17 protein-coding genes are annotated in these 23,332 nt (G+C 49.5%); 8 read left to right on the top strand and 9 right to left on the bottom strand.

Going from position 1 to position 23,332, the window contains the following annotated elements:
- Positions 1-164: 164 nt before the first annotated feature.
- Positions 165-509: a hypothetical protein gene (locus ACN4EK_RS04320; protein ID WP_431656257.1), complete on the bottom strand. Its 345-nt coding sequence runs from the start codon at positions 507-509 to the stop codon at positions 165-167.
- Between the two features lie 286 nt (positions 510-795).
- Between ACN4EK_RS04320 and ACN4EK_RS04315 the strand changes: the two genes are divergently transcribed.
- From ACN4EK_RS04315 to ACN4EK_RS04300, 4 genes are all read left to right on the top strand, one after another.
- Positions 796-963: a hypothetical protein gene (locus tag ACN4EK_RS04315; protein ID WP_431656256.1), complete on the top strand. Its 168-nt coding sequence runs from the start codon at positions 796-798 to the stop codon at positions 961-963.
- 618 nt (positions 964-1,581) lie between these two features.
- Positions 1,582-4,257 carry a PAS domain-containing hybrid sensor histidine kinase/response regulator gene (locus ACN4EK_RS04310; RefSeq protein ID WP_431656255.1) on the top strand — a complete coding sequence of 892 codons (2,676 nt, stop codon included), beginning with the start codon at positions 1,582-1,584 and terminating at the stop codon, positions 4,255-4,257.
- Between the two features lie 6 nt (positions 4,258-4,263).
- Complete coding sequence (locus ACN4EK_RS04305; RefSeq protein WP_431656254.1) at positions 4,264-5,877, top strand: RluA family pseudouridine synthase; 1,614 nt, start codon at positions 4,264-4,266, stop codon at positions 5,875-5,877.
- A 76-nt stretch (positions 5,878-5,953) separates the two neighbouring features.
- Positions 5,954-10,330, top strand: a complete 4,377-nt coding sequence (locus ACN4EK_RS04300) for a sensor histidine kinase (RefSeq protein ID WP_431656253.1) — start codon at positions 5,954-5,956, stop codon at positions 10,328-10,330.
- Positions 10,331-10,358: 28 nt separating this feature from the next.
- Here ACN4EK_RS04300 and ACN4EK_RS04295 read toward each other — a convergent pair whose 3' ends face one another.
- Positions 10,359-11,342 (bottom strand): alpha/beta fold hydrolase, encoded by a 984-nt coding sequence (locus ACN4EK_RS04295; RefSeq protein ID WP_431656252.1) that lies wholly within the window; start codon positions 11,340-11,342, stop codon positions 10,359-10,361.
- Positions 11,343-11,543: 201 nt separating this feature from the next.
- Here ACN4EK_RS04295 and ACN4EK_RS04290 point away from each other — a divergent pair, with 201 nt between their 5' ends.
- Complete coding sequence (locus ACN4EK_RS04290; protein WP_431656251.1) at positions 11,544-12,599, top strand: HEAT repeat domain-containing protein; 1,056 nt, start codon at positions 11,544-11,546, stop codon at positions 12,597-12,599.
- A 200-nt stretch (positions 12,600-12,799) separates the two neighbouring features.
- Here the strand turns inward: ACN4EK_RS04290 and ACN4EK_RS04285 are convergent, their stop codons facing one another.
- From ACN4EK_RS04285 to xdhA, 3 genes are read right to left on the bottom strand one after another with little or no spacing between them, the layout of a single operon-like run.
- Positions 12,800-13,786, bottom strand: a complete 987-nt coding sequence (locus ACN4EK_RS04285; protein WP_431656250.1) for an XdhC family protein — start codon at positions 13,784-13,786, stop codon at positions 12,800-12,802.
- Positions 13,786-16,122 carry a xanthine dehydrogenase molybdopterin binding subunit gene (gene xdhB / locus ACN4EK_RS04280; protein ID WP_431656249.1) on the bottom strand — a complete coding sequence of 779 codons (2,337 nt, stop codon included), beginning with the start codon at positions 16,120-16,122 and terminating at the stop codon, positions 13,786-13,788. The genes ACN4EK_RS04285 and xdhB overlap by 1 nt, the downstream gene beginning before the upstream one ends.
- Positions 16,119-17,558, bottom strand: a complete 1,440-nt coding sequence (gene xdhA, locus ACN4EK_RS04275; RefSeq protein ID WP_431656248.1) for a xanthine dehydrogenase small subunit — start codon at positions 17,556-17,558, stop codon at positions 16,119-16,121. Before xdhA ends, xdhB begins: the two co-directional genes overlap by 4 nt.
- 140 nt (positions 17,559-17,698) lie before the next feature.
- Between xdhA and uraD the strand changes: the two genes are divergently transcribed.
- Both uraD and ACN4EK_RS04265 read left to right on the top strand, forming a co-directional pair.
- Positions 17,699-18,202 carry a 2-oxo-4-hydroxy-4-carboxy-5-ureidoimidazoline decarboxylase gene (gene uraD, locus ACN4EK_RS04270; protein ID WP_431656247.1) on the top strand — a complete coding sequence of 168 codons (504 nt, stop codon included), beginning with the start codon at positions 17,699-17,701 and terminating at the stop codon, positions 18,200-18,202.
- On the top strand, positions 18,199-18,444 hold the full coding sequence (locus tag ACN4EK_RS04265) for an excalibur calcium-binding domain-containing protein (RefSeq protein WP_431656246.1): 246 nt from the start codon (positions 18,199-18,201) through the stop codon (positions 18,442-18,444). Before uraD ends, ACN4EK_RS04265 begins: the two co-directional genes overlap by 4 nt.
- Before the next feature lie 9 nt (positions 18,445-18,453).
- Here the strand turns inward: ACN4EK_RS04265 and ACN4EK_RS04260 are convergent, their stop codons facing one another.
- Positions 18,454-18,666, bottom strand: coding sequence for a DUF6760 family protein (locus ACN4EK_RS04260; RefSeq protein ID WP_431656245.1), 213 nt, complete (start codon positions 18,664-18,666; stop codon positions 18,454-18,456).
- Positions 18,618-18,998, bottom strand: coding sequence for a phage tail assembly protein (locus tag ACN4EK_RS04255; protein ID WP_431656244.1), 381 nt, complete (start codon positions 18,996-18,998; stop codon positions 18,618-18,620). Before ACN4EK_RS04255 ends, ACN4EK_RS04260 begins: the two co-directional genes overlap by 49 nt.
- A 71-nt stretch (positions 18,999-19,069) precedes the next feature.
- Here ACN4EK_RS04255 and ACN4EK_RS04250 point away from each other — a divergent pair, with 71 nt between their 5' ends.
- Positions 19,070-20,668: a cation:proton antiporter gene (locus ACN4EK_RS04250; RefSeq protein ID WP_431656243.1), complete on the top strand. Its 1,599-nt coding sequence runs from the start codon at positions 19,070-19,072 to the stop codon at positions 20,666-20,668.
- Here ACN4EK_RS04250 and ACN4EK_RS04245 read toward each other — a convergent pair.
- Entirely contained in the window at positions 20,665-20,922 is a 258-nt protein-coding gene (locus ACN4EK_RS04245) for a hypothetical protein (protein WP_431656242.1), read from the bottom strand. The genes ACN4EK_RS04250 and ACN4EK_RS04245 overlap by 4 nt on opposite strands.
- 78 nt (positions 20,923-21,000) lie before the next feature.
- Positions 21,001-23,313 (bottom strand): Tex family protein, encoded by a 2,313-nt coding sequence (locus tag ACN4EK_RS04240; protein WP_431656241.1) that lies wholly within the window; start codon positions 23,311-23,313, stop codon positions 21,001-21,003.
- Positions 23,314-23,332: the final 19 nt, after the last annotated feature.

The raw sequence follows: 23,332 nt of genomic DNA, 5'->3' as shown, positions 1-23,332 counted from the left end.
CGCAAATGAATGCACCACACTTGTTAATTCAGTCAGCCCCCTTTTCTGGTATGCCCGTAGGGCTTTAAGCCCCCTTTCTACGATGCCGTCAGGCTATATTCTGAGGGACTTTGGCTCCTGTTCCCCCCAGAATTGGGGGGCTAGGGGGACGAAAACTGCTGTAATTATTTTCTGCGTCGGAAAAACCAACCAAACCGTCGAGTTGCCCGAGTTTTCCGGCGAATCGGTTTCACGCCAAATCCCGGTCGCCGATTGGCTAGGGGTCGGGAGGGCGGCGGTTCTGCTAATCTCACTTCTGCCTGTTCCGTTGGTCGGGAAGGTTCATCGACTAAAAAATCTTCCTTGGCATTCCACCAGGCTGCTACTAGACCACCTGCGACCCCTGCTACGGCTCCTAAAAATACACTTAAAGTCGGCGGATATCGCAGGAGGGCAAAGGAGATCATGAAAAATAACCAGAGTTGGAATCCGGTTGATGTCCCGGCGGAACTATCGGGTCGTTGAGCCATAAAGCAATAAATGTGAACGGCGAACAAAGAGCGTTTCTCAGCCTGTTCTTACAGGAGCCAAAGTCCCATCGTTGGCTAATTTTCTAAGTGTGAAGAATAGTTGCTATTTTTACAGGTCTGATCGGTTAAGCTAGACGGATTACCGACCTATGTCATGAGTAGACTACATACAAGGGATAAAATTCATCAATTTTTCCAACTTTCTGCTCCTCTAGGTATATATCTTCATGAATAGTTTGGTTACACTCGCTACTCTTTAAGAGAGAGCAGTCAAGATCTTAGAAACATGTCTGATACCCCTACCATCATCCCCGATCGGGTTAGTACGCTGGAACTATCTAAACTCTGGATTCATAAAGCTTTGCAAGAATTTGAACAGGAACTCCAAGCGCAGGAACTCCGGGCGCAGGAGAATCAAGATCCTCAACCTGAGGAAGACGACCCAGCTAGTTAGGGATTTGCTCGTTAATATTGGATTACCTTAGAGAAAATAATTCTGATGGCGATCAGTCATCGGTAGAGTGACCTACGGGGTCGGCTCCATAGCATAAATTGAGGCAGAAAGACCCTGGGTTGGGTGGCTAACTCAGGGTATCTTGCGTGGAATCAAATTCTGGGCGAGGTTGAATACAGAGTTCCCCCTAGGATATAACCTGACGGTATCGTAGAAAGGGAAAAGTTCAGGTGACGATCGTGCCTGTTCAAACAACCTCCAAACTATTCTCTAAAAAGCAATATTAGGCATAGTGATTGATTGAGAGAGTTGATTGCCCGATCGCGCGGTAATCCTCACTAGTTCTACATAATTAAGTTGTTTACTCTATAAAAGAAGACTACTTAATAACTGTTGGAAAAGTGATTAAAAATTCTGGCTAGTTTCAGGGAATACTGTGACCTGGAATTAACAGTGTTAGAGGAAAATTTCCTGTTTAAGTTGCGGTTGGAGATATTTACATCGCTCTCTTAAAACTAGCGATCTAATAAGATTTAAATTTCACTCTACCCGCAAGCAATTGGATAACAGTGGAACCGTTTATTGACCGTTTATCCTGGTTTGACGAGCGTAGAAACGATGACCATCACTCGATCCATAGAAACATTAACTGAGTTGCAAGGTAACTCTTTAATCGAATCTAGCCATTTCATTCAAGCCGAAATTTTAGCGAAGTTAGGATTTCTCCCACCGTTTTTCCTCCCTGCGATCGATAATCTTCAGGTATTAGCCCACCTCTGGCATCAAGCCCTGAGTGCCTATTTAGATAATCCTTTACCCGCCTTATTTAAAGAAAAATTATCGGCTTATTTATCACGGTTTTGTATCGTGCCCTATTGCATGATTTGCCATAGTTGCTCCCTCTATAGTTTAGGGATGCAGGCAAAAAACGTGCTGAATTTATTACAATCACCGCCCCCTACAGCACTGGAGCTAGAACACCATTTAGCTATCCTGATGTCCTATCCCGATCGCCTGACTGAACTATCGCAACTCGATACCGAGATCGGGGATAGTATCCTGAATTGTGCCATTTTTATGGCGCTGCAAGCCGAAGCCACGGAACCCTACCGTCTCGAATTGCGGCGGTTGTTAGGAGAGAGCAACTACCAGCATTTAATCACGTTTATTGCCTATGTCAAAAGCTGCCATAGCTGGATGGAAGCCAACTCAGGCATTGCCTATCAAGACGATCGCCGGGTGCAGGAAAACTTTGATGCCTTGATTGCTCAGGAGCCTGAATTAGCCGATTTCTTTCGTTACTATTGGCAGCAGGCAAAACGCGATCGCCAAACCTGGGCAGAACAGCAAGCGGAACTCGCGGAACGCAAGCAAGCCGAAATTGCCCTCCGTCACAGTGAAGAGCGGTTTCATTTGATTGCCCAAGTCACCAACGATGCCATCTGGGAGTGGGATTTGTTGACCGATCGGGTTTGGTGGAATGAGGGGGTGCAAACGCTGTTTGGCTATCATCCCCATGGGGTTGAACCAGGCGTAAGTTGGTGGTATGACCACATTCACCCTCAGGATCTCAATCGCGTCGTTGCCCATATCCATCAGGTATTACAAAGTTCAGCCCAATTTTGGTCAGACGAATATCACTTTCGATGTGCGGATGGTCACTATGCCTATGTCAGCGATCGCGCCTACATCATTCGGGATACGGATGGTCAGGTGTTACGGATGATTGGTGGCATGACGGATATGACCGAACGCAAGCGGGTGGAAGACGATTTGGCGACCCAAACCAAAATCCTTCAGAAACAAGCCCAATTGCTTGATCTGGCAGATAATGCCATTTTGGTGCGTGATATGGATAACCGCATCACCTTTTGGAATCACGGTGCTGAACGGCTCTATGGGTGGACGAAGGAACAGGGATTAGGGCAATGTTCCCATACCTTCCTCCAAACCAAATCAACTACTCCGATCGCCGCCATCTATCAACAATTGCTCCAGGATAACTATTGGCATGGGGAGTTAACCCATATCCGGCAGGATCACAAGCTGGTGACGGTCAACAGCCATTGGGCATTACAGCGGGATCAGGCTGGTAATCCGATCGCGATTCTGGAGATTAATAGTGATATTACCGAGAAAAAAGCCCTGGAATCCCAGGTACTCCGAGCGCAGCGCATGGAAAGCCTTGGTACCCTTGCGGGGGGTATTGCCCATGATTTGAATAATATCTTGACTCCGATTCTCTCGTCGGCACAATTGTTGTTGATGCAAGATACCTCCAACGATCGCAAACGGCAGCAGTTATTAGAAATTATTCAAGACAGTGCCAGACGGGGAGCAGACCTGATCAAACAAGTGTTATCCTTTGCTCGGGGAATCGAAGGTAAACGCACGATTCTCCAGACTCGCCATTTAATTTCGGAAATTCGCCAGATTGCCCAAGAGACGTTCCATAAATCGATTAATTTGCACCTGAATCTTGCCCGTGATCTCTGGCTGGTTTCTGGAGATGCCACACAACTGCATCAGGTCTTGATGAACCTCTGTGTGAATGCCCGTGATGCCATGCCGCAGGGGGGGCAGTTGAGCCTTAGTGCTGCCAACTTATGGATCGATCAGCAATATGCCCAGATGCATTTAGATGCTCAAGTCGGATCTTACATTGTGATTACGGTAGCGGATACGGGAATGGGGATTCCGCCGGATCATCTGGATCGCATTTTTGAACCATTTTTTACAACTAAGGAAGTGGGACAGGGGACAGGGTTAGGGCTATCCACGGCGTTAGCGATCGTCAAAAGTCATGCTGGGTTTGTGGAGGTTCATAGTCAGCCTGGTCAGGGCACAGAATTTAAAGTTTACTTACCGGCAGTGAAGACCGATGAACCCCAGGCAATTCCCGATGAGGAAGTTTCGATCGGGCGGGGAGAACTGATTCTCGTGGTCGATGATGAAGCGGCAATTCGGGAGAGTAATCAAGTTTCTCTGGAAGCCTATAATTATCGGGTGCTGACCGCGATCGATGGCATTGACGCGATCGCCGTTTATGCCGAACATAAACAGGAGATTCAACTGGTGTTAGTGGATTTGATGATGCCAACGATGGATGGAGCCGCTGCGATCCGAGCCTTAAAACGCATTAACCCCCAGGTTAAACTGATTGCAGTGAGTGGGTTAGTTTCCAGCAGCCAACTGTCTACCTCGATTGAAGGTGACATTCATGCCTTTCTCCCTAAACCCTATACCGCTAATGAGTTAGCCCGATGTATTGCCCAGGTTTTGCAGGGAGTATAGAGAAGGTTGAGCAGTCAGGAGCAAGCGAACTACTGGTATGAAGGTCGCTGTCCGCGATCGGGGGACTGGTTGCGCTTACCACGAACACCGGAGGCAGAGGCGATCGCGCGGGAGTTAATGCAAGCGTTGGCAATGGACGATCGCTATGCGCGTGAGGGCAAAATGTATGGAATCTTACTGGTAGAGACAGCGACCGGAGAACGGCAAGTTCTCAAAGCCTTCTCTGGATTATTGCAGGGAGCCGCGATTATCGCCGGTTGGGTGCCGCCGATTCCCGGACGCGATCGGGTGGCGCTGGCAGAAGCGCAAACTCTAGCCGCCTTAGCCGCGATTAAACAAGAATTAATTGCCTTACACCAACTACCTGAGCGATCGCAGTATGCCGAGTTGCGTACCGCCTACGATCGGGATTTACAGCAATTAACTACACGCCATCAGCAACGTAAACAGTCCCGTCATCAGCAACGCCAACTTCTTCTCGATACTCTGAATGGAGAAAGTTTAGCCGCGCAACTCAGACAACTGGAACAACAAAGCCAACGAGATGGGATCGAACGCCGACAATGGAAACGCCAACGAAATGCAGCATTAATGCCACTCCAACAAATTCTGGAGCTAGCAGATCATCGCATCCAAGCCTTAAAGCAACAGCGTCGAACCTTATCGCGGCAGTTACAAACCCAGATGCATCGACATTACTGGATGACCAATTTCGCTGGGGAATCCTTATCCCTGGAGCAAGTGATTACCGGGGGGGCAATGCCCACAGGAACGGGAGAATGCTGTGCGCCCAAATTACTTCACTATGCGGCAACTCACGGACTGCGACCGATCGCTATGGCAGAATTTTGGTGGGGTGGGGATGGGCAGGCGGGAGATAAATTAGCCGGAGAGTTTTATGGAGCCTGTGTCGATCGCTGTCAGCCGTTAATGGGATTTCTGCTATCCGGGCTATCCTCTGCACCAACAACCAGTCCGCCTGAGCATCTAGCCTTACCCATTATTTACGCAGATGACTGGTTGATTGCCGTGAATAAACCAGCCGGGTTGTTATCGGTTCCCGGTCGCTATCACGATCGCCAGGACAGTGTTCTCAGTCGGTTGCGCCATGGGCTACCGGATGGAGATGCCCTATTGCCTGCCCATCGCTTGGATCAGGAGACATCGGGAGTGTTATTATTTGCCCGCGATCGCCCAACTTACCACGCCATTAGCCAACAGTTTCAGCACCGCACCATTCGTAAACAGTATGAAGCCATTCTGGCAGGACAGATTAGCCAATCAGAGGGGATCATTGACTTACCATTGTGGGGTGATCCCAACGATCGACCGCGACAACAGGTGCATGAACAATGGGGGAAACCCAGCCAGACTCAGTTCCACGTTCTTGCTAAAACGGCGACAACTACCCGCATTGCTTTGATTCCGATTACAGGTCGTACCCATCAACTGCGAGTTCATGCCGCCGATGCCAGAGGGTTGGGCACTCCGATTCTGGGCGATCGCTTGTATGGCTGTCTGTTAGATAGCGATCGCTTGTACCTCCATGCCAAGTCTTTGCAATTCCGGCATCCTCAATCTGAACAATTGGTTTTGCTTCAGGTAGACACTCCCTTTTGATGTTTAAAACTATACTTTAGAATACTTAGAAAATAACGGGTGATGCGTTAAAATTTATATTTCTGTGCATGATGTTATGTCCTCAAATTCCCAGGAAAGCCCAGTCGGTCGTGATGAAAATTTGGCGGCATTACAGGTGAGTGAACACTCAAGGTCAGAAGCTAGCACGATCGCTGATGCACTGAGACAATTTCCTGGGACAGAGGATAACCGTTCTGGCTGGTTGAACGATCGTCCATTCCATACGCTGTTTGAAGCTGTGATGGATGCTGTCGTAATTATCAACCATCAAGGCTATTTGGTTGCCGCTAATCAAGCTGCCTGTGAGTTATTTGGCATAGCGCGGCAAGATTTATTGGGACGATCGATTGCTGATTTCATTGCCTCTGAATTACAGCTACACCAGGTTAGACAGGAGGTTCAACTACAGGTAGAGGAACGGGGTGAGTTAACCTTAGTCCGAGCGGATCATACGATACGGGAAGTAGAATATACTACCACCGCCAATTTTATGCCCCATGCCCATCTGTTGGTATTGCGGGATGTCACAGAACAGCGCCAACTAACACACCAGGTTCAGCAGTGTCATCAGGGATTAGAACAGCACCTCCAAGCGTGTACTGTTGAGTTGCCGCAAACCAAGGCTGATTGGCAAACTACCATCGATCGCCTGCAAACTCAGATCTGCCAATACGAACAATTAGTGGTACAACTCCGTCATCAATGCCACCAGTTACAACACCTGATTGATGCGTTACCCGTGTGTATTGCCTATACTGATCGCGATCGCTGTTATCGCTATGCCAATCAGAATTATCAAATCTGGTTTAACCTGAAACCCACAGACATCATTGGCAAATCGTTGAATGAGGTACTTGGCAGCACTGCCTACCAAGAGATTAAGCCCTATGTAGATCGAGTGATGGCAGGGGAACAGGTGGTTTATGAAGCGACAGTACCCTACGCCCAGGGAGGGGTACGTCATATTCAGGGCACATTAGTGCCAAATGTTGACAGCGAGGGGATTGTTCAAGGTTACTATGCTTTGATTCTCGATTTGACCGATCGTCGCCAATTAGAACTAGCCCTGCAAGCCAATCAACAAAAGTATCAAACCTTGTTTGAAATTTTGCCCATTGGGGTTTGTATTACGGATACGACTGGCAAGATTTTGGAAGTTAATTCTGCATCAGAGCGAATTTTGGGCATTCCAATTGCCGAACAGATCTGTCGAACCTGTGATGATCCAACCTGGCAGATTATTCGGCTGGATGGCAGTCCGCTCCCGATCGAAGAATACACGACGATACGGGCACTCCGAGAGCATCGCCTGATTGAGAATGAAGAAAAGGGGGTCGTTCGTCCCGATGGGAGTATTCGTTGGATTTCGATCAGTGCTGCTCCCATTCCCCTGGAATCCTATGGCGTGGCGATCGCCTATAGTGACATCACTCAGCGGAAACAAATTGAAACCATCCTGCGAAACAAAGAAGATCAATATGTTCGAGCGACCCAGGCTGGACAGGTTGGGGTGTGGGATTGGAATTTACAAACCAACGAGATCTATCTTGACCCCATGCTGAAACAGATGTTGGGCTACGCAGATCACGAGATTCGCAATCATCTCGATGACTGGAGCCAACATGTTTACTCAGAGGATTTACCTGCCGTCTTTGCCGCCGCTACGAATTATTTGGCAGGACGCACTACCGAATATGAGATTGAACACCGGATGGTACATCAAGATGGGAACCTGCGATGGTTTTTGGCTCGTGGTGTTGCTCTACGATCGGCAGATGGGCAACCCTATCGGATGATTGGTACCGATACCGACATTACCGAGCGTAAACAGGCAGAAATGGCTCTGCAACAGGCGCTACAAGAATTAACTCACCATGTTGACAATTCCCCTTTAGCAACCGTTCGTTGGAATCGTGAATTTCGCGTGGAACGCTGGTCTAAGCAAGCAGAGCAAATGTTTGGCTGGGCCGCTGCCGAAGTTATGGGTAAGACCATGTATGAATGGCAATTCCTATTTGAGGATGATGTGCCTCATATCAATCAAGCGGCGGCTCAACTGCTCAAGGGGGTGAGTGTCGTTTGTCATAACCGGAATTATCACAAAGATGGTTCTGTGCTGTACTGCGAGTGGTACAACTCTGCGCTTTTGGATGAACAGGGTCACTTAATTTCCCTATTGTCCCTCGCTCAAGATGTCAGCGATCGCAAGCGCCAGGAGGCAGAGCGGGAAGTGACGGAACTTGCCCTATGTCAGCGCGAACAGGAATTTCGTACACTGGCAGAAAACTCACCGGACGCAATTATGCGGTGCGATCGGCAGTACCGCTTCACCTATGTCAATCCTACAGTAGGTAAACTTGCTGGCATACCTGGTGAACAATTCATTGGCAAAACCACTACCGAACTAGGTTATTCCCAGTCCCTGATCACGTTTTGGAATCAAGCCCTGGAGCAAGTGTTTACTCAAGGACAAGAACAGACGATAGAGTATGAGATCGAACTACCGATCGGACAGCGCACCCTTTACTCCCGCCTGGTGCCAGAGCCATCGGCTACTGGAGAAATCACCTCAGTGCTGGTGGTTGCCCGCGACATCACAGATTTGAAACGGGCACAGGATGCTTTACAACAACAATCTGAGCGAGAACATAGCCTGCGATTAATCACCCAACATATTCGGCAGACGTTGGATCTCAACGATATTCTGGCAACGACGGTTACCGAAATCCAGCGGATTCTCCACGCCGATCGCACTCTGATCTTTCGGCTCAACTCCGATCGTTCGGGGGTGGTAATCCAAGAGGCGGTGCGCCCCGAGTATCCCGTGACATTAGCAATGCGTTGGGAAGATGAATGTTTTCCGCCAGATTGCTATGCCGCCTATTGTCAGGGTAATGTCCGCATCGTCCCAGATGTCACCTTAGATACCTGGGGAGCGTGTTTAGTGGAATTTATGCAACAAACCGCCGTTCAGTCCAAAATGGTAGCGCCGATCGTTCAACGACAAGACGAAGGAACAGCTAGGGTCTGGGGGTTACTCATTGTCCATGCCTGTGCGGAACAGCGCGTCTGGCATCTAGATGAAGCGAATTTGTTGGAACAGGTGGCAGATCAACTAGCGATCGCGATTCAACAATCCGAACTCCACCAGCAAATTCGCCAATCTGCCGATACGTTAGAACAGCAGGTGCAGGAACGAACGGCGGAACTGCAACAAGCGTTAGATTTAGATGCGACCCTCAAACGCATTACCGATCGGGTACGGGATAGTCTGGATGAAGACCAAATTTTGAAAACGGTGGTGCAAGCGTTGGGGCAGGCATTGGACTTAGAGTATTGTGATGCCTCAATTTATAATGCCGAGCAAACTATTTCGACGATTGCCTATGAATTTTCCAGTACACCTGAATCGGCTCAGGGATATACGTTTGCCCACACCGAGGCTCCCCATCCGGAAATTTATGCTCAACTCTTACAGGGTCAAATTTGTCAATTCAGTGAATTAACTCCCTATCACATTCGATCGCACCAACAGCGGCTGACAATCCTTGCCTGCCCGATCGTGGATGAACAACGGGTACTAGGCGATCTCTGGTTGTTCAAACCTTTAAAAGAGGCGTTTAACAACCTGGAAGTGCGACTGGTGCAACAAGTAACCAATCAATGCGCGATCGCTCTGCGCCAATCTCGCCTCTATCAAGTCTCTCAGGCACAGGTGCAAGAATTGGAGCGGCTGAATCATCTCAAGGATGATTTCCTCAGTACGGTGTCCCATGAACTGCGAACCCCAATGTCGAACATTAAACTGGCGACCCAAATGCTAGAAATTAGCCTGAATCGGTTAGGGTTGCTTGCTGACAAGTCAAATCCGATTAGTCGTTACTTTAGTGTATTGCGGGAAGAAGGGCAGCGTGAGATTAATCTCATCAACGATCTACTGGATTTAGCTCGCCTGGATGCGGGTAGTGAACCACTGAACTTAACGCCGATTGCGCTGCAAAATTATATTCCCCATTTAGCGGAATCCTTTATCGAACGAACCAAGCAACAACAGCAGGAGTTAGTCATCCAGATCGCCGAGAACCTGCCTGCCCTGACGGCTGATCTGCCCTATCTGGAACGGATTCTCAGTGAACTGCTGCATAATGCCTGTAAATACACCCCGGCTGAAGAACATATTACTGTATCCGCTCAACTGGTGTTAGAAACCATGGAGATTCGCATCAGTAATTCTGGGGTGGAAATTCCCGCTACGGAGTGCGATCGCATTTTTGATAAGTTTTACCGGATTCCCAACAATGATCCCTGGCAGCATGGTGGCACTGGGTTAGGGCTGGCATTGGTCAAAAAACTGACTGAACGGTTAGGCGGCAGGATTCGGGTGGAAAGTGGGAATAGACAAACCACCTTCATTCTAGAATTTGAGCGGTAGATCTGGAGGCGAAACCCAATCACCTAATTTACTGGCGGTACTTGTCCAGCAGCAGATGAACTGCATGAGGAATGACATCGGGTTGATCGATCCAAACAAAGTGACCACTTCTATCTGCATCTAATTGCACACAATGACTTGACAGGCTTTTAAACTGATGATGCATCCGATCGCGCAATCTATCAGCCGCTTTTAGAGGCATCAAAATAGTGATTAAGGATGCTTTGAAGAAAGCATGGGATTTGATACTGAGGATCGGTAAATCCTTTAAATCATTTGCACAACGAACTTGGCGACTACTGGTAGCCAGAGCTAGCAGTTCTTGAGTCATGGTTAGCCAATGTTTAGGACGACAAAATGACCGTTTTACAGCTTGCAGCGAGGAGCGGGAAAACTGGCGTAATTCCGGTTTCAGTAATTCAAATCCACCTACTAGCTTCAGGATCCGAATTAACCCCAACCCAGATCCCAAAACGGACATGATAAACCCAGAGACAAAGACCAGTTGCAGTCCTTTTAAGGCAAGTGGCATTTGTAACATTCCCGATTCATGTAAACCGTCTGTAATGACTAACCCGACTACTTTTTCGGGGAAGCGGTAGGCGTAGAGTCGCATGTTGTAGCTGCCAAACGAGTTGCCTACGAGCAGATAAGGCGGTGCTAATCCAGCACAGGTCAACATTTTGTCTAGTTCCGTTACAATCTGATGACTGGTACGGGGATAGGGGCTACGATCGCTCCAACCAAACCCTGCCCGATCGTAGATACAAACTCGTGATAGTTTTGCCAATTCATCCAAAAGCAAATATCCCTCTATCCCACCCAAGCTATGATCTAGCACGATCGTCAAATCGCCTGTACCAGCCGTGACATAGTGTAACCGATAGCCTCCCACATCTGCCCATTGCCCCGGAGGTGGCGATCGATCTTCTCGCCAGCAAGCAATCACCTGATACAGGGTCGTAGCAATTAAGCCTAAAGTTCGTAGATCAAGTAGATCAAACAGAGACATGAGAATGTTGAACTGCATAGCCTAGTTTACCCATAGATTCGGTTAAGGAAGCAACCATACCGTTGCGTAACCTGGCAGGGATAGCTTCCAAATATGGCAATTTTCTAAAGTCATAGTTTCCAGATTTGGCAACTTTTCGGGAGAGCCAAAACCAAGACCTGTAGGTAGGGAAGTACGCTTTCCTGGATGCATATACCCCCTATGAGTCACACTGAATTATCAAGTTCTGGCGCTAAACTCCATCCGCTAAAAACTCAGACCATCACCCTGGGCTTAAGTTTATTACTTTTGGTGACAACGGGTTGTGGTGGTAGAGACTCCAGAATTGTTGAACTGGAAACTCAAAAGAATGTCACGGAACTAATTAACCTGTTGAAACAGCAAGAGCCATTATCAGCGCAAGCGGCAGAAGCCCTCGGGAATATTGGTGACAAACAGGCGGTTGATGCCTTAATTCAAAGTGTCAGTGTCGAAGCTGATGTCTCGATTCGCAAACAGGCGGTTACCGCCTTAGGCAAACTTCAAGATAGCCGCGCCGCCAAGCCATTGATTACCGCCCTCCAAGATCCCAATCCTCAGGTGCGTGAGGCAACTAAAACTGCCCTTAAAGACCTGGCCGCTAAAGATCCAAAGGTGATCAAACTCCTCATGCCGGGATTGACCAGCGAAAACAGAAAGGTGTTAGACGAAACCCGATCGGCATTAGCCGCGATCGGGACTCCAGCCGTCGATCCCATGATCAAAGCTTTGAAGGATGACAACGCCATGATCCGGTTAGGGGCGGCGATCGTGCTGGGCGATATTGGTGATCAAAAAGCCATTAAACCCCTGGCAGCGAACTTAACCGATTGGTACTCTAACCTATTTGCGGCACGCGCCTTGGCGAAGTTAGACTGGGAACCCCAAACAGATACCGATAAAATTCGTTTCCTGGTTGCCCAGCAAAAGGGCGGAGAGTTGCGGCAAAATTGGGCAACGGCTAAAACGGTGTTGCTGAAAGATGTGGAGTCGAATGATTATCGCGCGATTCAAACGGCTCTGTATGCGTTCATCAGTATTGGCGATCGCGATATTGTCAATACTCTGATCAAATCGCTAGAAACCAAAGGCAATAAAACAATGGCGCTGGCATACCTGAATTCTGGGGAAAGCCAACTGAGTCAGGCGGCTAAAAACTGGGCAGAATCCCGTGGGTATGAGGTGGTCAAAACTATGAAAAATCAGGGTGTGCAACCGGTCACCTGGGGCGGTTGGTAATTTGTCCTGCTGTTTACAGCCGTTCTCAAATGAATGCACCACACTTGTCAATTCGGTCAGCCTCCCTTTCTGGTATGCCCGTAGGGCATTAAGCCCCCTTTCTACGCTGCCGCAGGTATATTTTGGGGGACTTTGGCTCCTGTTCCCCCCAAAATTGGGGGGCTAGGGGGGCGAAAACTGCTGTAAGTCCAGCCCTACACTCAATCACGTAATGGGTGGGATAGGGATTGACCTGTGCCACCCCGACGAACTTGAATCAGTTCGGCAGCAATACTAATGGCGATTTCTTCGGGTGTCAGCGCTCCGATATCCAGCCCGATCGGGGCATGGATGGTCTTGAGTTGACTTGTGACAATACCCCGTTCTTGTAAGGTTTGATACACCTGTTGAACTCGTCGTTGACTGCCAATCATACCAATATACTGACACGACAATCTGTGATTTAGGATTGCTTCTAAAGCTTCTAAATCATAGGTGTAGCCGCGTGTCACCAGGGTAATATACAGATTAGTATGCGTCTCTAGTGGCGCGATCGTCTCCCGGATCGGTGCTGTGAATATCTGGGTCGCCTGGGGGAAGCGGTGGGAGTTTGCCCACTCGGGGCGATCGTCCTGTACCCAAATCTCGAAGCCAATGAACGCTGCTACCTTGGCTAATTGTTCGCCGACATGTCCTGCACCCACAATCACTAGAATAGGGGGTGGTTGTAACACTTCCACAAAGGCTTGATCTAAGCTTAGATCTAAATTTAGATCTAAAGTCTGTTCAACACTGTAGGGAGATTGATCGATTGCAAAAGGGGTGACGATGGTCAGCGATCGTCCAGCCGCTAATGGCTGCAAAATTTGGTGGACGAAGCGCAACGCTGCCTCACCCGACCAACGCTCTAACCAGACCTGCATCCGTCCCCCACACACGCCCTGAGTGTCACGATCGCTGGCTCCAGTCAGATCAATCTCTACCCACTGCTTCACGCCAGTTTGTAACACTGTCATAGCGTGCTGAATCACCTTGGCTTCTCCCGCACCGCCGCCGATCGTATCCAACGTCTGACCATCCTCATCAATGATCATCTTCGCCCCAACTTCCCTCGGCACAGAACCACGTACCTGAACCACGGTGGCAAGTACCGCCGCTTTGCCTGCCTCCAGAACGGTTGCCAATTGGCGATAACCCGCGATCGTCATCAGGATGGGGTGATCAAGGTCAGTGCGGGAGCAGGGGTAGGCGACATTGACTGAACAACCTCGATCGCCCGGAGAATAGCTTCGGGAGTGGAGGGAGCCGCTAAGGGTACCTGCAACGGTTGACCAAACGCCGCAACAGCAGATCGAATTGCCTCTCGCACCGAAATTGCCAGCATAAAGGGCGGTTCACCCACTGCCTTACTACCATAAATCACGCCATCCTGGGCGGCTCGTTCTAACAACTGCACTCGAAACTGTTCGGGTACTTCACTAATCGTCGGGATTTTGTAGGTACTGGGGGCAGATGTGCGGAGTCGTCCCTGCTCGTCCCAGACCAGTTCTTCCATCGTTAACCAACCCATCCCCTGCACAAATCCCCCTTCAATTTGTCCCAGATCAATCAATGGATTTAAGGAGTTGCCCACATCATGAACAATATCGACTTGGCGGAGTTTAAATGTCCCGGTAAAACCATCAATTTCTACCTCACTCACACCCGCCCCAAACGCATAGTAATAGAATGGATTGCCTTTCCCTGTTTGGGCATCAAAGTAAATCTCGGGAGTCCGGTAATAGCCAGTTGCCGATAGACTCACGCGATCGTGGTAAGCCTGTTTAACCACTGTAGTAAATTCCACTTTTGTGGCTTGATTGGGAGCATAAATGTAATCATCGGCAAAGACTAACTCTGTGGCTGAATCGAGATGCAGGAGTTGGGCAGCGACTACCGCTAATCGAGCTTTCAACGTTTCACAGGCATCCTTCACCGCCTGACCGTTTAAATCTGCTCCACTAGAGGCGGCGGTGGCTGAGGTATTCGGGACTTTATCGGTACTGGTTGGCATCATCCGAAATCGCTGAATTGACACGCCTAATGCCTGAGAAGCAACCTGAAGCATTTTGGTATGTAAGCCCTGCCCCATCTCTGTGCCACCGTGGTTTAACTGGATGCTACCGTCCTGGTAAATTAAGATGAATGCGCCTGCCTGGTTATATTCAGTTTTGGTAAATGAAATGCCGAATTTGACGGGGGTAATGGCTAATCCACGTTTTTTGTAAGCATTTCGTTGGTTGAATTCCGCGATCGCCTGTTGTCTAGCCGCAAAATCCGCCTGGGCTTTTACTTCACTCCAAATCCGGCTGATCCGATTAGCCCGAATTTCCTGACCGTAATGGGTGGTGTTGGTTTCTCCGGTTCCGTGGTAGAAATTGCGTTCTCGTACCTGATCGGGAGGAAGTCCAAGGGTTCTAGCAACCCGATCGAGGATTTCTTCAATCACTACCATGCCTTGGGGACCGCCAAACCCCCGGAAGGCGGTATTCGAGACTTTGTGGGTTTTAACAATCTGCCCCCGTACTTCCAGGTGAGGAATGTAGTAGGCATTGTCAATGTGGAACATGGCGCGTTGCAAAATCGGGGGAGACAGATCCAGACTCCAACCGCCATCGGCATACAAATCGACGTCCAGGGCGTGTAGCCGACCGTCGGCGGTAAAGCCAACCTGGTAGCGTCCTAAAAACCCATGTCGCTTGCCCGTCAGAATCATATCCTGATCTCGGCGGAGTCGTCCCCGTACTGGACAGCCAGTTTTCTGGGCGGCAACTGCCACGATCGCCGCTAAGGGATTCGCCTGGGTTTCTTTGCCCCCAAACCCACCTCCCATGCGTAAACAGGTGACAACCACCCGATTGCTAGGAATGCCTAAGACATGGGCGACGATCGCCTGCGTTTCTGAGGGATGCTGGGTAGAAGAATAGATGTGATAGTTGCCTTCTAAATCGGGAATTGCCCAACTGGTATGGGTTTCCAGGTAAAAGTGATCCTGTCCACCGATCTCAATTTCCCCGTCCAGACGATACTCTGACTCGGCTAACGCCAGCCCTACATTCCCCCGCTGCATTACCTTGGGATCGCTATGAAACTGCTGTTGCGCGATCGCGGCTGCAATCGTCAACACTGGCTCCAACACTTCATAGTCAACGATGACCTGGGCTGCCCCCCGTCGTGCTGCTGCTTCGGTTCTGCCTACAACCCACACGATCGCCTGTCCCCAGTAGCTCACCTCCTCGGTAGGCAAGAGAACTTCATCATGGCGCAGTGTCCCTGTATTGTTCTCTCCGGGAATATCCGTTGCCGTGATCACAGTGACAACACCATCAATGGCAAGGGCATTTACAAGATCGATGCCGATGATCTTGGCTCTGGCATGGGGCGATAACACCGGATGAAGATGTAACATGCCTGCCTGTAACCGTTGATCATCGGTATAAACGGCTTGCCCTGTAACATGCCCGATCGCGCTTTCATGACTCCGTCGCTGACCCACACTGTTCATTCGCCTACCTCCGAATTGACAGCCTCGCACTCGACAAAAAACTTTTCAAACAAATTCGCGACTAACAGGCAGCGATAGGCGGCACTGCCTCGCATGTCCGTCAACGGGGTAAATGCCTCTCTCAATGCCGGTTTGACGGCTTGCACTGTGGTTAAATTCCAGGGTTGTCCGAGCAGGGTTTGCTCCACGTCTAAAGCTCTAATTGGAGTAGCGGCGACTCCGCCATACGCCAATCGGGCATGAATAATTCGTCCCTGGTGATCCAGATCGATCGTAAAGGCGGCGGCGACAATGCTGATGTCATCGGTTCCCCGCTTCCCGACTTTATAGGACTGACTTAACCGCCGCACCGCAGCCGGAGTCAGGCTTCTGGGAATCGTTACTGATACAATCACTTCTCCGGGTTGCAACGCGGTTTGCCGATAGCCTTGAAAGAAGTCCGCGATCGCCATACTGCGATTACCCTGGCGACCTGCAATCAATAGTTCTGCATCCAGCGCCAGTAATACGGGGGGTAAATCTCCGATCGGGGAAGCATTAGCAATATTGCCCCCGATCGTGGCTCGGTTACGAATTTGGCGGGCAGCAAACCAGTACAGCATCTCATCCAGGCTGGGAACTAGCCCTCGGAGTTGGGCGGCGATCGTGGTCAGGGTGACAGCGGCTCCAATGGTGACGGCTGTGTCGGTAACGGTGATTTGCTGCAATTCGGCGACGGCTTCCAGAGAAATCAGCACCGGAAAGGTTTGGCGATGGTGGCTCAGTTCGAGTCCCAGATCCGTGGCTCCGGCAATCAGGACGGCGGTGGGGTGTTGGTACAGCAAATCTAATACTGTTTGGAGGTGAGTCGGACGATAAAAGATCTGCTGCTGATTGGTATAGGTCAGAGCCGACCAATCACTGTTGACCTGCTGTAAGCGTTGACTAAACGGATCCGTTGGTGGATAAGCCGCGATTGACTCCATGATCTGTTGTACCGCTCGCCGAATGGCAAGATAACCTGTGCAACGACAGAGGTTGCCTTCCACCGTACTATCTGCGATCGCGCCATCATAATACGCGGCAAACAGGCTCATAATGAATCCCGGAGTGCAGTAGCCACACTGGGAACCTCCGGTTTGCACCATAGCCGCTTGGACAGGATGTAACTGCTCCCTGGCAATGCCTTCGATCGTCAGAATCTCCCGTCCTGCCAAGGCTGCGATCGGCATTAAGCAACTGTTGACTGCCTGATAATGCAGCTTGCCATCGGTTCCCGGAGCAATCATAGCGACCGTACAGGCACCACAGTCCCCATCGCCACAGCCCTCCTTCGTGCCGGTGCGACCACTCTGCCGCAAATACTCCAGCAGCGTTAAGCTGGGGCAAATTCCTGTGACCCGAACCATGTCGCCATTAATGATCAGGGTGAAACTATGATCGGATGCCTGATTCACGGAATTAAACCTGAGTTGAAAGCGTTACGATTGTGGTTTTTAACGTAGACTTGTATACAACTTTAACTGGGATCACCGATGTATTCATGCGTACAGTTTCCGGTCGCCGGAGTTCCTAGCTGTTCCCATGTCACCTTCCAATGCCCTACTCCCTTGAGCAACTAAACCAAATGAGTCAGACCGAATTTGTCGAGGTGTTGGGAGCCATTTTTGAGGATACTCCTGGCATTGCTCAAGCGGTCTGGAACCAACGTCCCTTTATCGATCGCGATCAGTTGCACCAGCAGATGGTAGAGGTCGTGCAAGCCCTCAGTCCCGATCAACAACTGGCATTGATTCGGGCACACCCGGACTTGGGTAGTAAAGCGAAAATGGCGGCAGCTTCTGTTCAGGAGCAGGCAGGTGCGGGACTCGATCAACTCACGGCGGCGGAATACGATCGCTTTCAGGCATTAAACCAGGCATATCGCGAGAAATTTGGCTTTCCCTTTATCATTGCCGTCAAAAATCATACCAAAACAAGTATTCTGGCAGCTTTTGTGCAACGATTGGAAAACTCTGCTGCACAAGAACAGCAACAAGCCCTGAGTGAAATTGCTCAGATCGCTAATTTTCGCCTCCAGGATATTGTCGAATCACCATGAGTTTCCAACGTTTAGGCATCATTCTCCTCCTCACGATCGCCCTGATTAGTTTAGGGCAATGGCAACCTACTACGATCGCCCAGGCTCCATGCAGCCCTGCCTACCCAGAGGTGTGCATTCCACTGCCACCTCCTGATCTGGACTGTAAGGATATCCCCTACCGCAATTTCAAAGTCTTGCCACCCGACCCCCATCGTTTCGATGGCGATAAAGATGGGATTGGGTGTGAACAGCGATCGTAGTCTGCGGTCTTAGTCTTCCAGCATCGATTCGACGGTGCGCTGCCGAATTTTAATGATTTCTTCCACCCAGCCCTGGCGATCGCGGTGTACCAAGCCCAAAACGTCTTCCAGTGACCAATGGAAATGGTAAGCAATAAAGGCTACCTCCTCTTGCAGCTTTTCTGAGGGGTAGCCTAAGATTCCCCCGATAAAGCTAACTCCACTTGAAAATGACTGTTGCACAACGGACACTGGACGGGAATGGTGGCTTCACCCTGCTGATTGATCCGGTTATACAGTTCTCGCAGATAGGCCAGATCTAAACTAAATAAGTTCTCTAATAGTTCTGGAGTTACAGCCGTTAACTCGCCCAATCGCGTAATCACCCGCGCTAACATCACCAATACCCCGTAGGCTGGGTCTGCTTGAGTCCGGCGATCGCGCTGTACCCAAATTTCATCCCTGGCAGTAGCCAGACGCATGACTCCCTGCCGATGCATCTTGCCCTCCGCATCGACTAACCCTCGGGGTAACATAAACTCAAATTCCATCACTGGCAGCGGCTCACTCCCCATACATCGGATCCTTTCGATCGCTGATACGCTCACCATTATAGAGTGCTATGTTGATGGGCTAGTAACTCTACATGGCTATAACGATGATGTATTGGGCAATGACAACGGGTAGCCAGGGAGACGTAGCTCAACTGGTGACAATTTTGATTATTTTGTTGCTAGTTGCAACCGGAGTGGCATTGCTATCCCGTTGGCTGCGAATTCCCTATGTTACCGGCTTAGTGGTCGCGGGGTTGGCAACCGCCGCCTTTCTACCCCGCCGCATTGGGCTAGATTCGTCACTGATTATTAATCTATTTTTGCCAATTCTGCTATTTGAAGCCGCCATTAATACCGATATTAGCCGCTTACGCAGTACCGTCAAACCGATCGCGCTACTGGCGGGTCCCGGAGTCATCATTGCCTCTGGAGTCACGGCTACAGTGCTTAAATTTGGCTTAGGATTAGCCTGGATTCCGGCATTACTGGTAGGGGTCATCCTTGCCATTACAGACACCGTTTCAGTCATTGCCGTATTTAAAGAAATTACGGTGCCCTCCCGCCTGATCACGATCGTCGAAGGTGAAAGTTTATTTAATGACGGAATTGCCTTAGTTCTATTCACATTACTCCTCCAGGTTAATGCCACGGGTTCCGTCACGATCGCAGAGAGCATCCGGGAATTATTCGTTGTCATTATTGGGGGTAGTTTAATTGGAGTGGTTTTAGGCTATTTAGGTAGCTTACTCTATGCCCGATCGGAGGATTCATTAAGCAATATTCTACTGACCGTTGCGATCGCGTTAGGCGCATTTCAAATTAGTCAGGGATTAGGCGTATCTGGAGTAGTTGCTGTTGTCGTCGCCGGATTAGTCATCGGTAATACAGAACTGGCTCGGAGTGTGTCTGCCTCTAACCGCATCACTGTCCTCAGTTTTTGGGAGTATGCCGGATTTGGCGTGAATACCTTCATCTTTTTATTAATTGGTTTAGAAATTAAATTAGAGACACTCGGGAGCACCTTTCTCGCCGTCCTATTAGCCGTGTTAGCTTACCAAATTGGGCGGTTCCTTGCTGTCTATCCGTTATTAGCATTACTACGATTATTCGATCGTCCAGTGCCCCTACGCTGGCAACATGTTCTGTTTCTCGGCAACATCAAAGGCTCCCTCTCAATGGCACTTGCCCTCAGCCTCCCAGCCGGATTACCAGAACGGGGGACGTTGATTGCCTTAGTATTTGGTACGGTTTTGTTATCCCTGGTGGGGCAAGGTATCAGTTTACCCTGGCTTGTCCGCCGACTGAATATTGCCCATACATCCGAAGCTCAACAATGGATTGAATCCCTGCAATCTCAACTGATGACGGCGAAAGCCGCCCAGGATGAACTCGAATCACTGTTGAAAGCGGGAGTATTACCAAAGTCGGTGTACGAAGAACTGCGAGCCAGTTATCAAGTTAAAGTCGCTGCCGCCGAACGATCGCTGCGAGATTTGTATCACCGTCGTTCAGATAGTTTGACGACCGCCACTGGCAGACATACCCGGTTAGATGCCATTCGTCGCCGGTTGTTCATTGCCGAAAAGGATGCCCTCAACAGTGCCTTACGCAAACGCATCCTATCAGAAGAAGTGGTGCGATCGCGGCTGCAAGCGATCGATCAACAACTCCTCAATCTAGAGGATGATTAAAAGGAGTCATAGGCTCCGTCTGGACGACCTACCACCACCATGACATCGGGAGCTTGAGCCGGAGCGGGCGGCACCACAACCTGTCTGGGATACCACAGTAAATCTCCTGCCACAAAGACGGTTTGCCCCTTGAATAAATGCTTGAGATTAGCCACTAGACGCACAATCCAACGATATTGCACCGTGTTGTCTGCCATCGGTTTACCGTCAGAATCCGGATAGAGAAATTGCGCTTCGATCGGTGTTTGAACCATAATGATCCCCTGCGATCGCATCGTTGCTTCAATCTATTGTATCCAAAATCAGATCGAACAAATTGTTACCTTACCTCTCTACAACTTCTTGAACTTCGCCTTTAAATCATCTAGAGATGAAGGCTTTTCTAATTTCTGAGTAGCTTGTGGTTGAACTTTCCTATCAGGTTTAGCTCCTGGTTTCACCGTTGGTTTCGCCTCTGGTTTTGCACTTGATTTTGCCTTTGGTTCTGCACCACCCGACGATCGCATCGATAAGCTAATGCGTTTCAGGGCTTCATTTACTTCTAACACACGTACTTTCACCACCTGACCGACCTTTACCACCTGCTTGGGATCACTAATAAAGCGATCGGCGAGTTGCGACACATGCACTAAGCCATCTTGATGTACGCCAATATCGACAAAAGCGCCAAAGTTAGCCACATTCGTCACTACGCCTTCGAGTTCCATCCCCACTTGTAGATCCTTCATCTCATGCACCCCTTCCTTAAAGGTGGCATAGGTGAATTGGGCGCGGGGGTCGCGTCCTGGCTTTTCTAATTCGCGAATCATGTCGCGCAAGGTCGGTTCACCAATGGTATCGGTGACATAGCGTTTCAGATCAGTGGACTGGAGCCGTTCAGCAATCTTGGGTGCTTCGGTCAGGGGCAGTTGTAAGTCTTTGGCGATCGCTTGCACGACCCCATAGCTTTCTGGGTGGACTGCCGTATTATCGAGGGGTTGTTTGCCATTGCGAATTCGCAAAAATCCGGCAGCTTGTTCAAAGGCTTTTGGACCTAATTTAGCCACTTTGAGTAGTTGTTTGCGATCCTGAAACGCACCATTTTCGTTGCGGTAGGTGACAATATTGTTGGCGATCGTCGCGTTAATTCCCGAAACAAATGTCAGCAACTCCTTAGAAGCGGTGTTTAAATCAACTCCGACATAGTTGACGCAACTTTCTACGGTTTCATCTAGCTTTTGTTTCAAGCGTTTTTGATCGACATCATGTTGATATTGCCCCACCCCGATCGACTTCGGATCAATTTTTACTAATTCCGCTAATGGATCTTGTAACCGCCGCGCAATACTGATCGCCCCCCGGATGGTGATATCTAAGTCGGGGAATTCCGCGATCGCCACAGGACTGGCAGAATAAATCGAGGCTCCCGATTCGTTCACCATTACTTTAGTCGGGGGTTGTTCCAGAGTTTGTAAGACAGTTGTGACAAAGGCATCGGTTTCCCGTCCGGCTGTGCCATTCCCGATCGCAATCAGTTCAATCTTGTGTTTCTGAATTAATTTAATCAATGTCTGTGCCGCTTGCTGGCGTTGGGCTTCGGATTGGTGCGGAAAAATCGCTTGATACTCCAGAAATTTCCCCGTTTCACTTAATGCCGCCACCTTACAACCTGTGCGAAATCCTGGGTCAATCCCTAGCGTTGGTTTCATCCCCGCAGGAGCGGCTAACAACAATTCCCGCAGGTTCGCTTCAAAGGTTTTAATCGACTCTTCATCTGCCCAAAGTTTCTTCTCCGCCATCACCGCATTGATCAACGAAGTCTTCATCAAGCGTTGGAATGCATCCTTCAACATTTCACGGTAAAAACTGCGTACCGGGGCTGCTTTTGTGCGAATTTCTTCATCTTCTAGATACCCCAGAACAAACTCTTCATCAAAGGTGAGTTCAAGAGTCAAAATTGCTTCGTTCTCACCTCGTAGCAGTGCCAACAGATTATGAGGGGCAATTTCCTTAATCGGCACCTGGTAGTTACGATACATTTCAAACTTAGTGCTGCCCTCTGGATGATCGGGTTTAATCCGGGACTGCAATAGTCCTGATCGCAGCAAATACTCTCGTAAGTAGGCGCGTAATTCAGCACGTTCTGATACCGCTTCTGCCAGAATATCCGAGGCTCCTTGTAAGGCTTCTTCAGCACTATTTACACCGCGATCAACCGCAATATACTTTGCCGCTTCAGTTTCCAGAGAGGCGGTTGCTGCATTCGGACGATTCAGGGTTTGAATCCATTCGGCTAACGGTTCTAACCCTTTCTCCCTGGCGATCGTGGCCCGAGTTCGGCGTTTGGGACGATAGGGCAGATAGAGATCTTCCAGTTCCGTTTTTTGGAGGCAATTGACAATTTTGGCTTGCAACTCGTCGGTTAACTTACCCTGATCCGCGATCGCCTTCAGAACCGTGGCTTTACGCTCCTCCAATTCCGTCAAATAGGTATGTTGCTCCAGTAAATCTCGCAACTGCACCTCGGTCATTTCTCCAGTCCGTTCTTTGCGGTAGCGGGCAATAAACGGCACCGTCGCCCCTTCTGCCATTAGTGCCAACGCCGCTTCGACCTGCGATAGCCGTAAGGAGAGTTCATTTGCCAGATGTTGAGGGATGTTGAGCATAGCCTTCGTTTAGACCTGA

This window comes from Pantanalinema rosaneae CENA516 (assembly GCF_050753385.1).
In the GTDB taxonomy this organism is placed as follows: domain Bacteria; phylum Cyanobacteriota; class Cyanobacteriia; order Leptolyngbyales; family Leptolyngbyaceae; genus Pantanalinema; species Pantanalinema rosaneae.
The sequence above is the reverse complement of the archived record's forward strand: the minus strand, read 5'-3'. Positions and strand labels throughout refer to the sequence as shown.

Excerpts from the sequence above, each read along its gene's own strand:
- ACN4EK_RS04320 (WP_431656257.1), bottom strand. The coding sequence starts at position 509 with ATGGCTCAACGACCCGATAGTTCCGCCGGGACATCAACCGGATTCCAA.
- ACN4EK_RS04315 (WP_431656256.1), top strand. The coding sequence starts at position 796 with ATGTCTGATACCCCTACCATCATCCCCGATCGGGTTAGTACGCTGGAA.
- ACN4EK_RS04310 (WP_431656255.1), top strand. The coding sequence starts at position 1,582 with ATGACCATCACTCGATCCATAGAAACATTAACTGAGTTGCAAGGTAAC.
- ACN4EK_RS04300 (WP_431656253.1), top strand. The coding sequence starts at position 5,954 with ATGTCCTCAAATTCCCAGGAAAGCCCAGTCGGTCGTGATGAAAATTTG.
- ACN4EK_RS04295 (WP_431656252.1), bottom strand. The coding sequence starts at position 11,342 with ATGTCTCTGTTTGATCTACTTGATCTACGAACTTTAGGCTTAATTGCT.
- ACN4EK_RS04290 (WP_431656251.1), top strand. The coding sequence starts at position 11,544 with ATGAGTCACACTGAATTATCAAGTTCTGGCGCTAAACTCCATCCGCTA.
- ACN4EK_RS04285 (WP_431656250.1), bottom strand. The coding sequence starts at position 13,786 with ATGACGATCGCGGGTTATCGCCAATTGGCAACCGTTCTGGAGGCAGGC.
- xdhB (WP_431656249.1), bottom strand. The coding sequence starts at position 16,122 with ATGAACAGTGTGGGTCAGCGACGGAGTCATGAAAGCGCGATCGGGCAT.
- uraD (WP_431656247.1), top strand. The coding sequence starts at position 17,699 with ATGCCCTACTCCCTTGAGCAACTAAACCAAATGAGTCAGACCGAATTT.
- ACN4EK_RS04265 (WP_431656246.1), top strand. The coding sequence starts at position 18,199 with ATGAGTTTCCAACGTTTAGGCATCATTCTCCTCCTCACGATCGCCCTG.
- ACN4EK_RS04255 (WP_431656244.1), bottom strand. The coding sequence starts at position 18,998 with ATGGGGAGTGAGCCGCTGCCAGTGATGGAATTTGAGTTTATGTTACCC.
- ACN4EK_RS04250 (WP_431656243.1), top strand. The coding sequence starts at position 19,070 with ATGGCTATAACGATGATGTATTGGGCAATGACAACGGGTAGCCAGGGA.
- ACN4EK_RS04245 (WP_431656242.1), bottom strand. The coding sequence starts at position 20,922 with ATGGTTCAAACACCGATCGAAGCGCAATTTCTCTATCCGGATTCTGAC.
- ACN4EK_RS04240 (WP_431656241.1), bottom strand. The coding sequence starts at position 23,313 with ATGCTCAACATCCCTCAACATCTGGCAAATGAACTCTCCTTACGGCTA.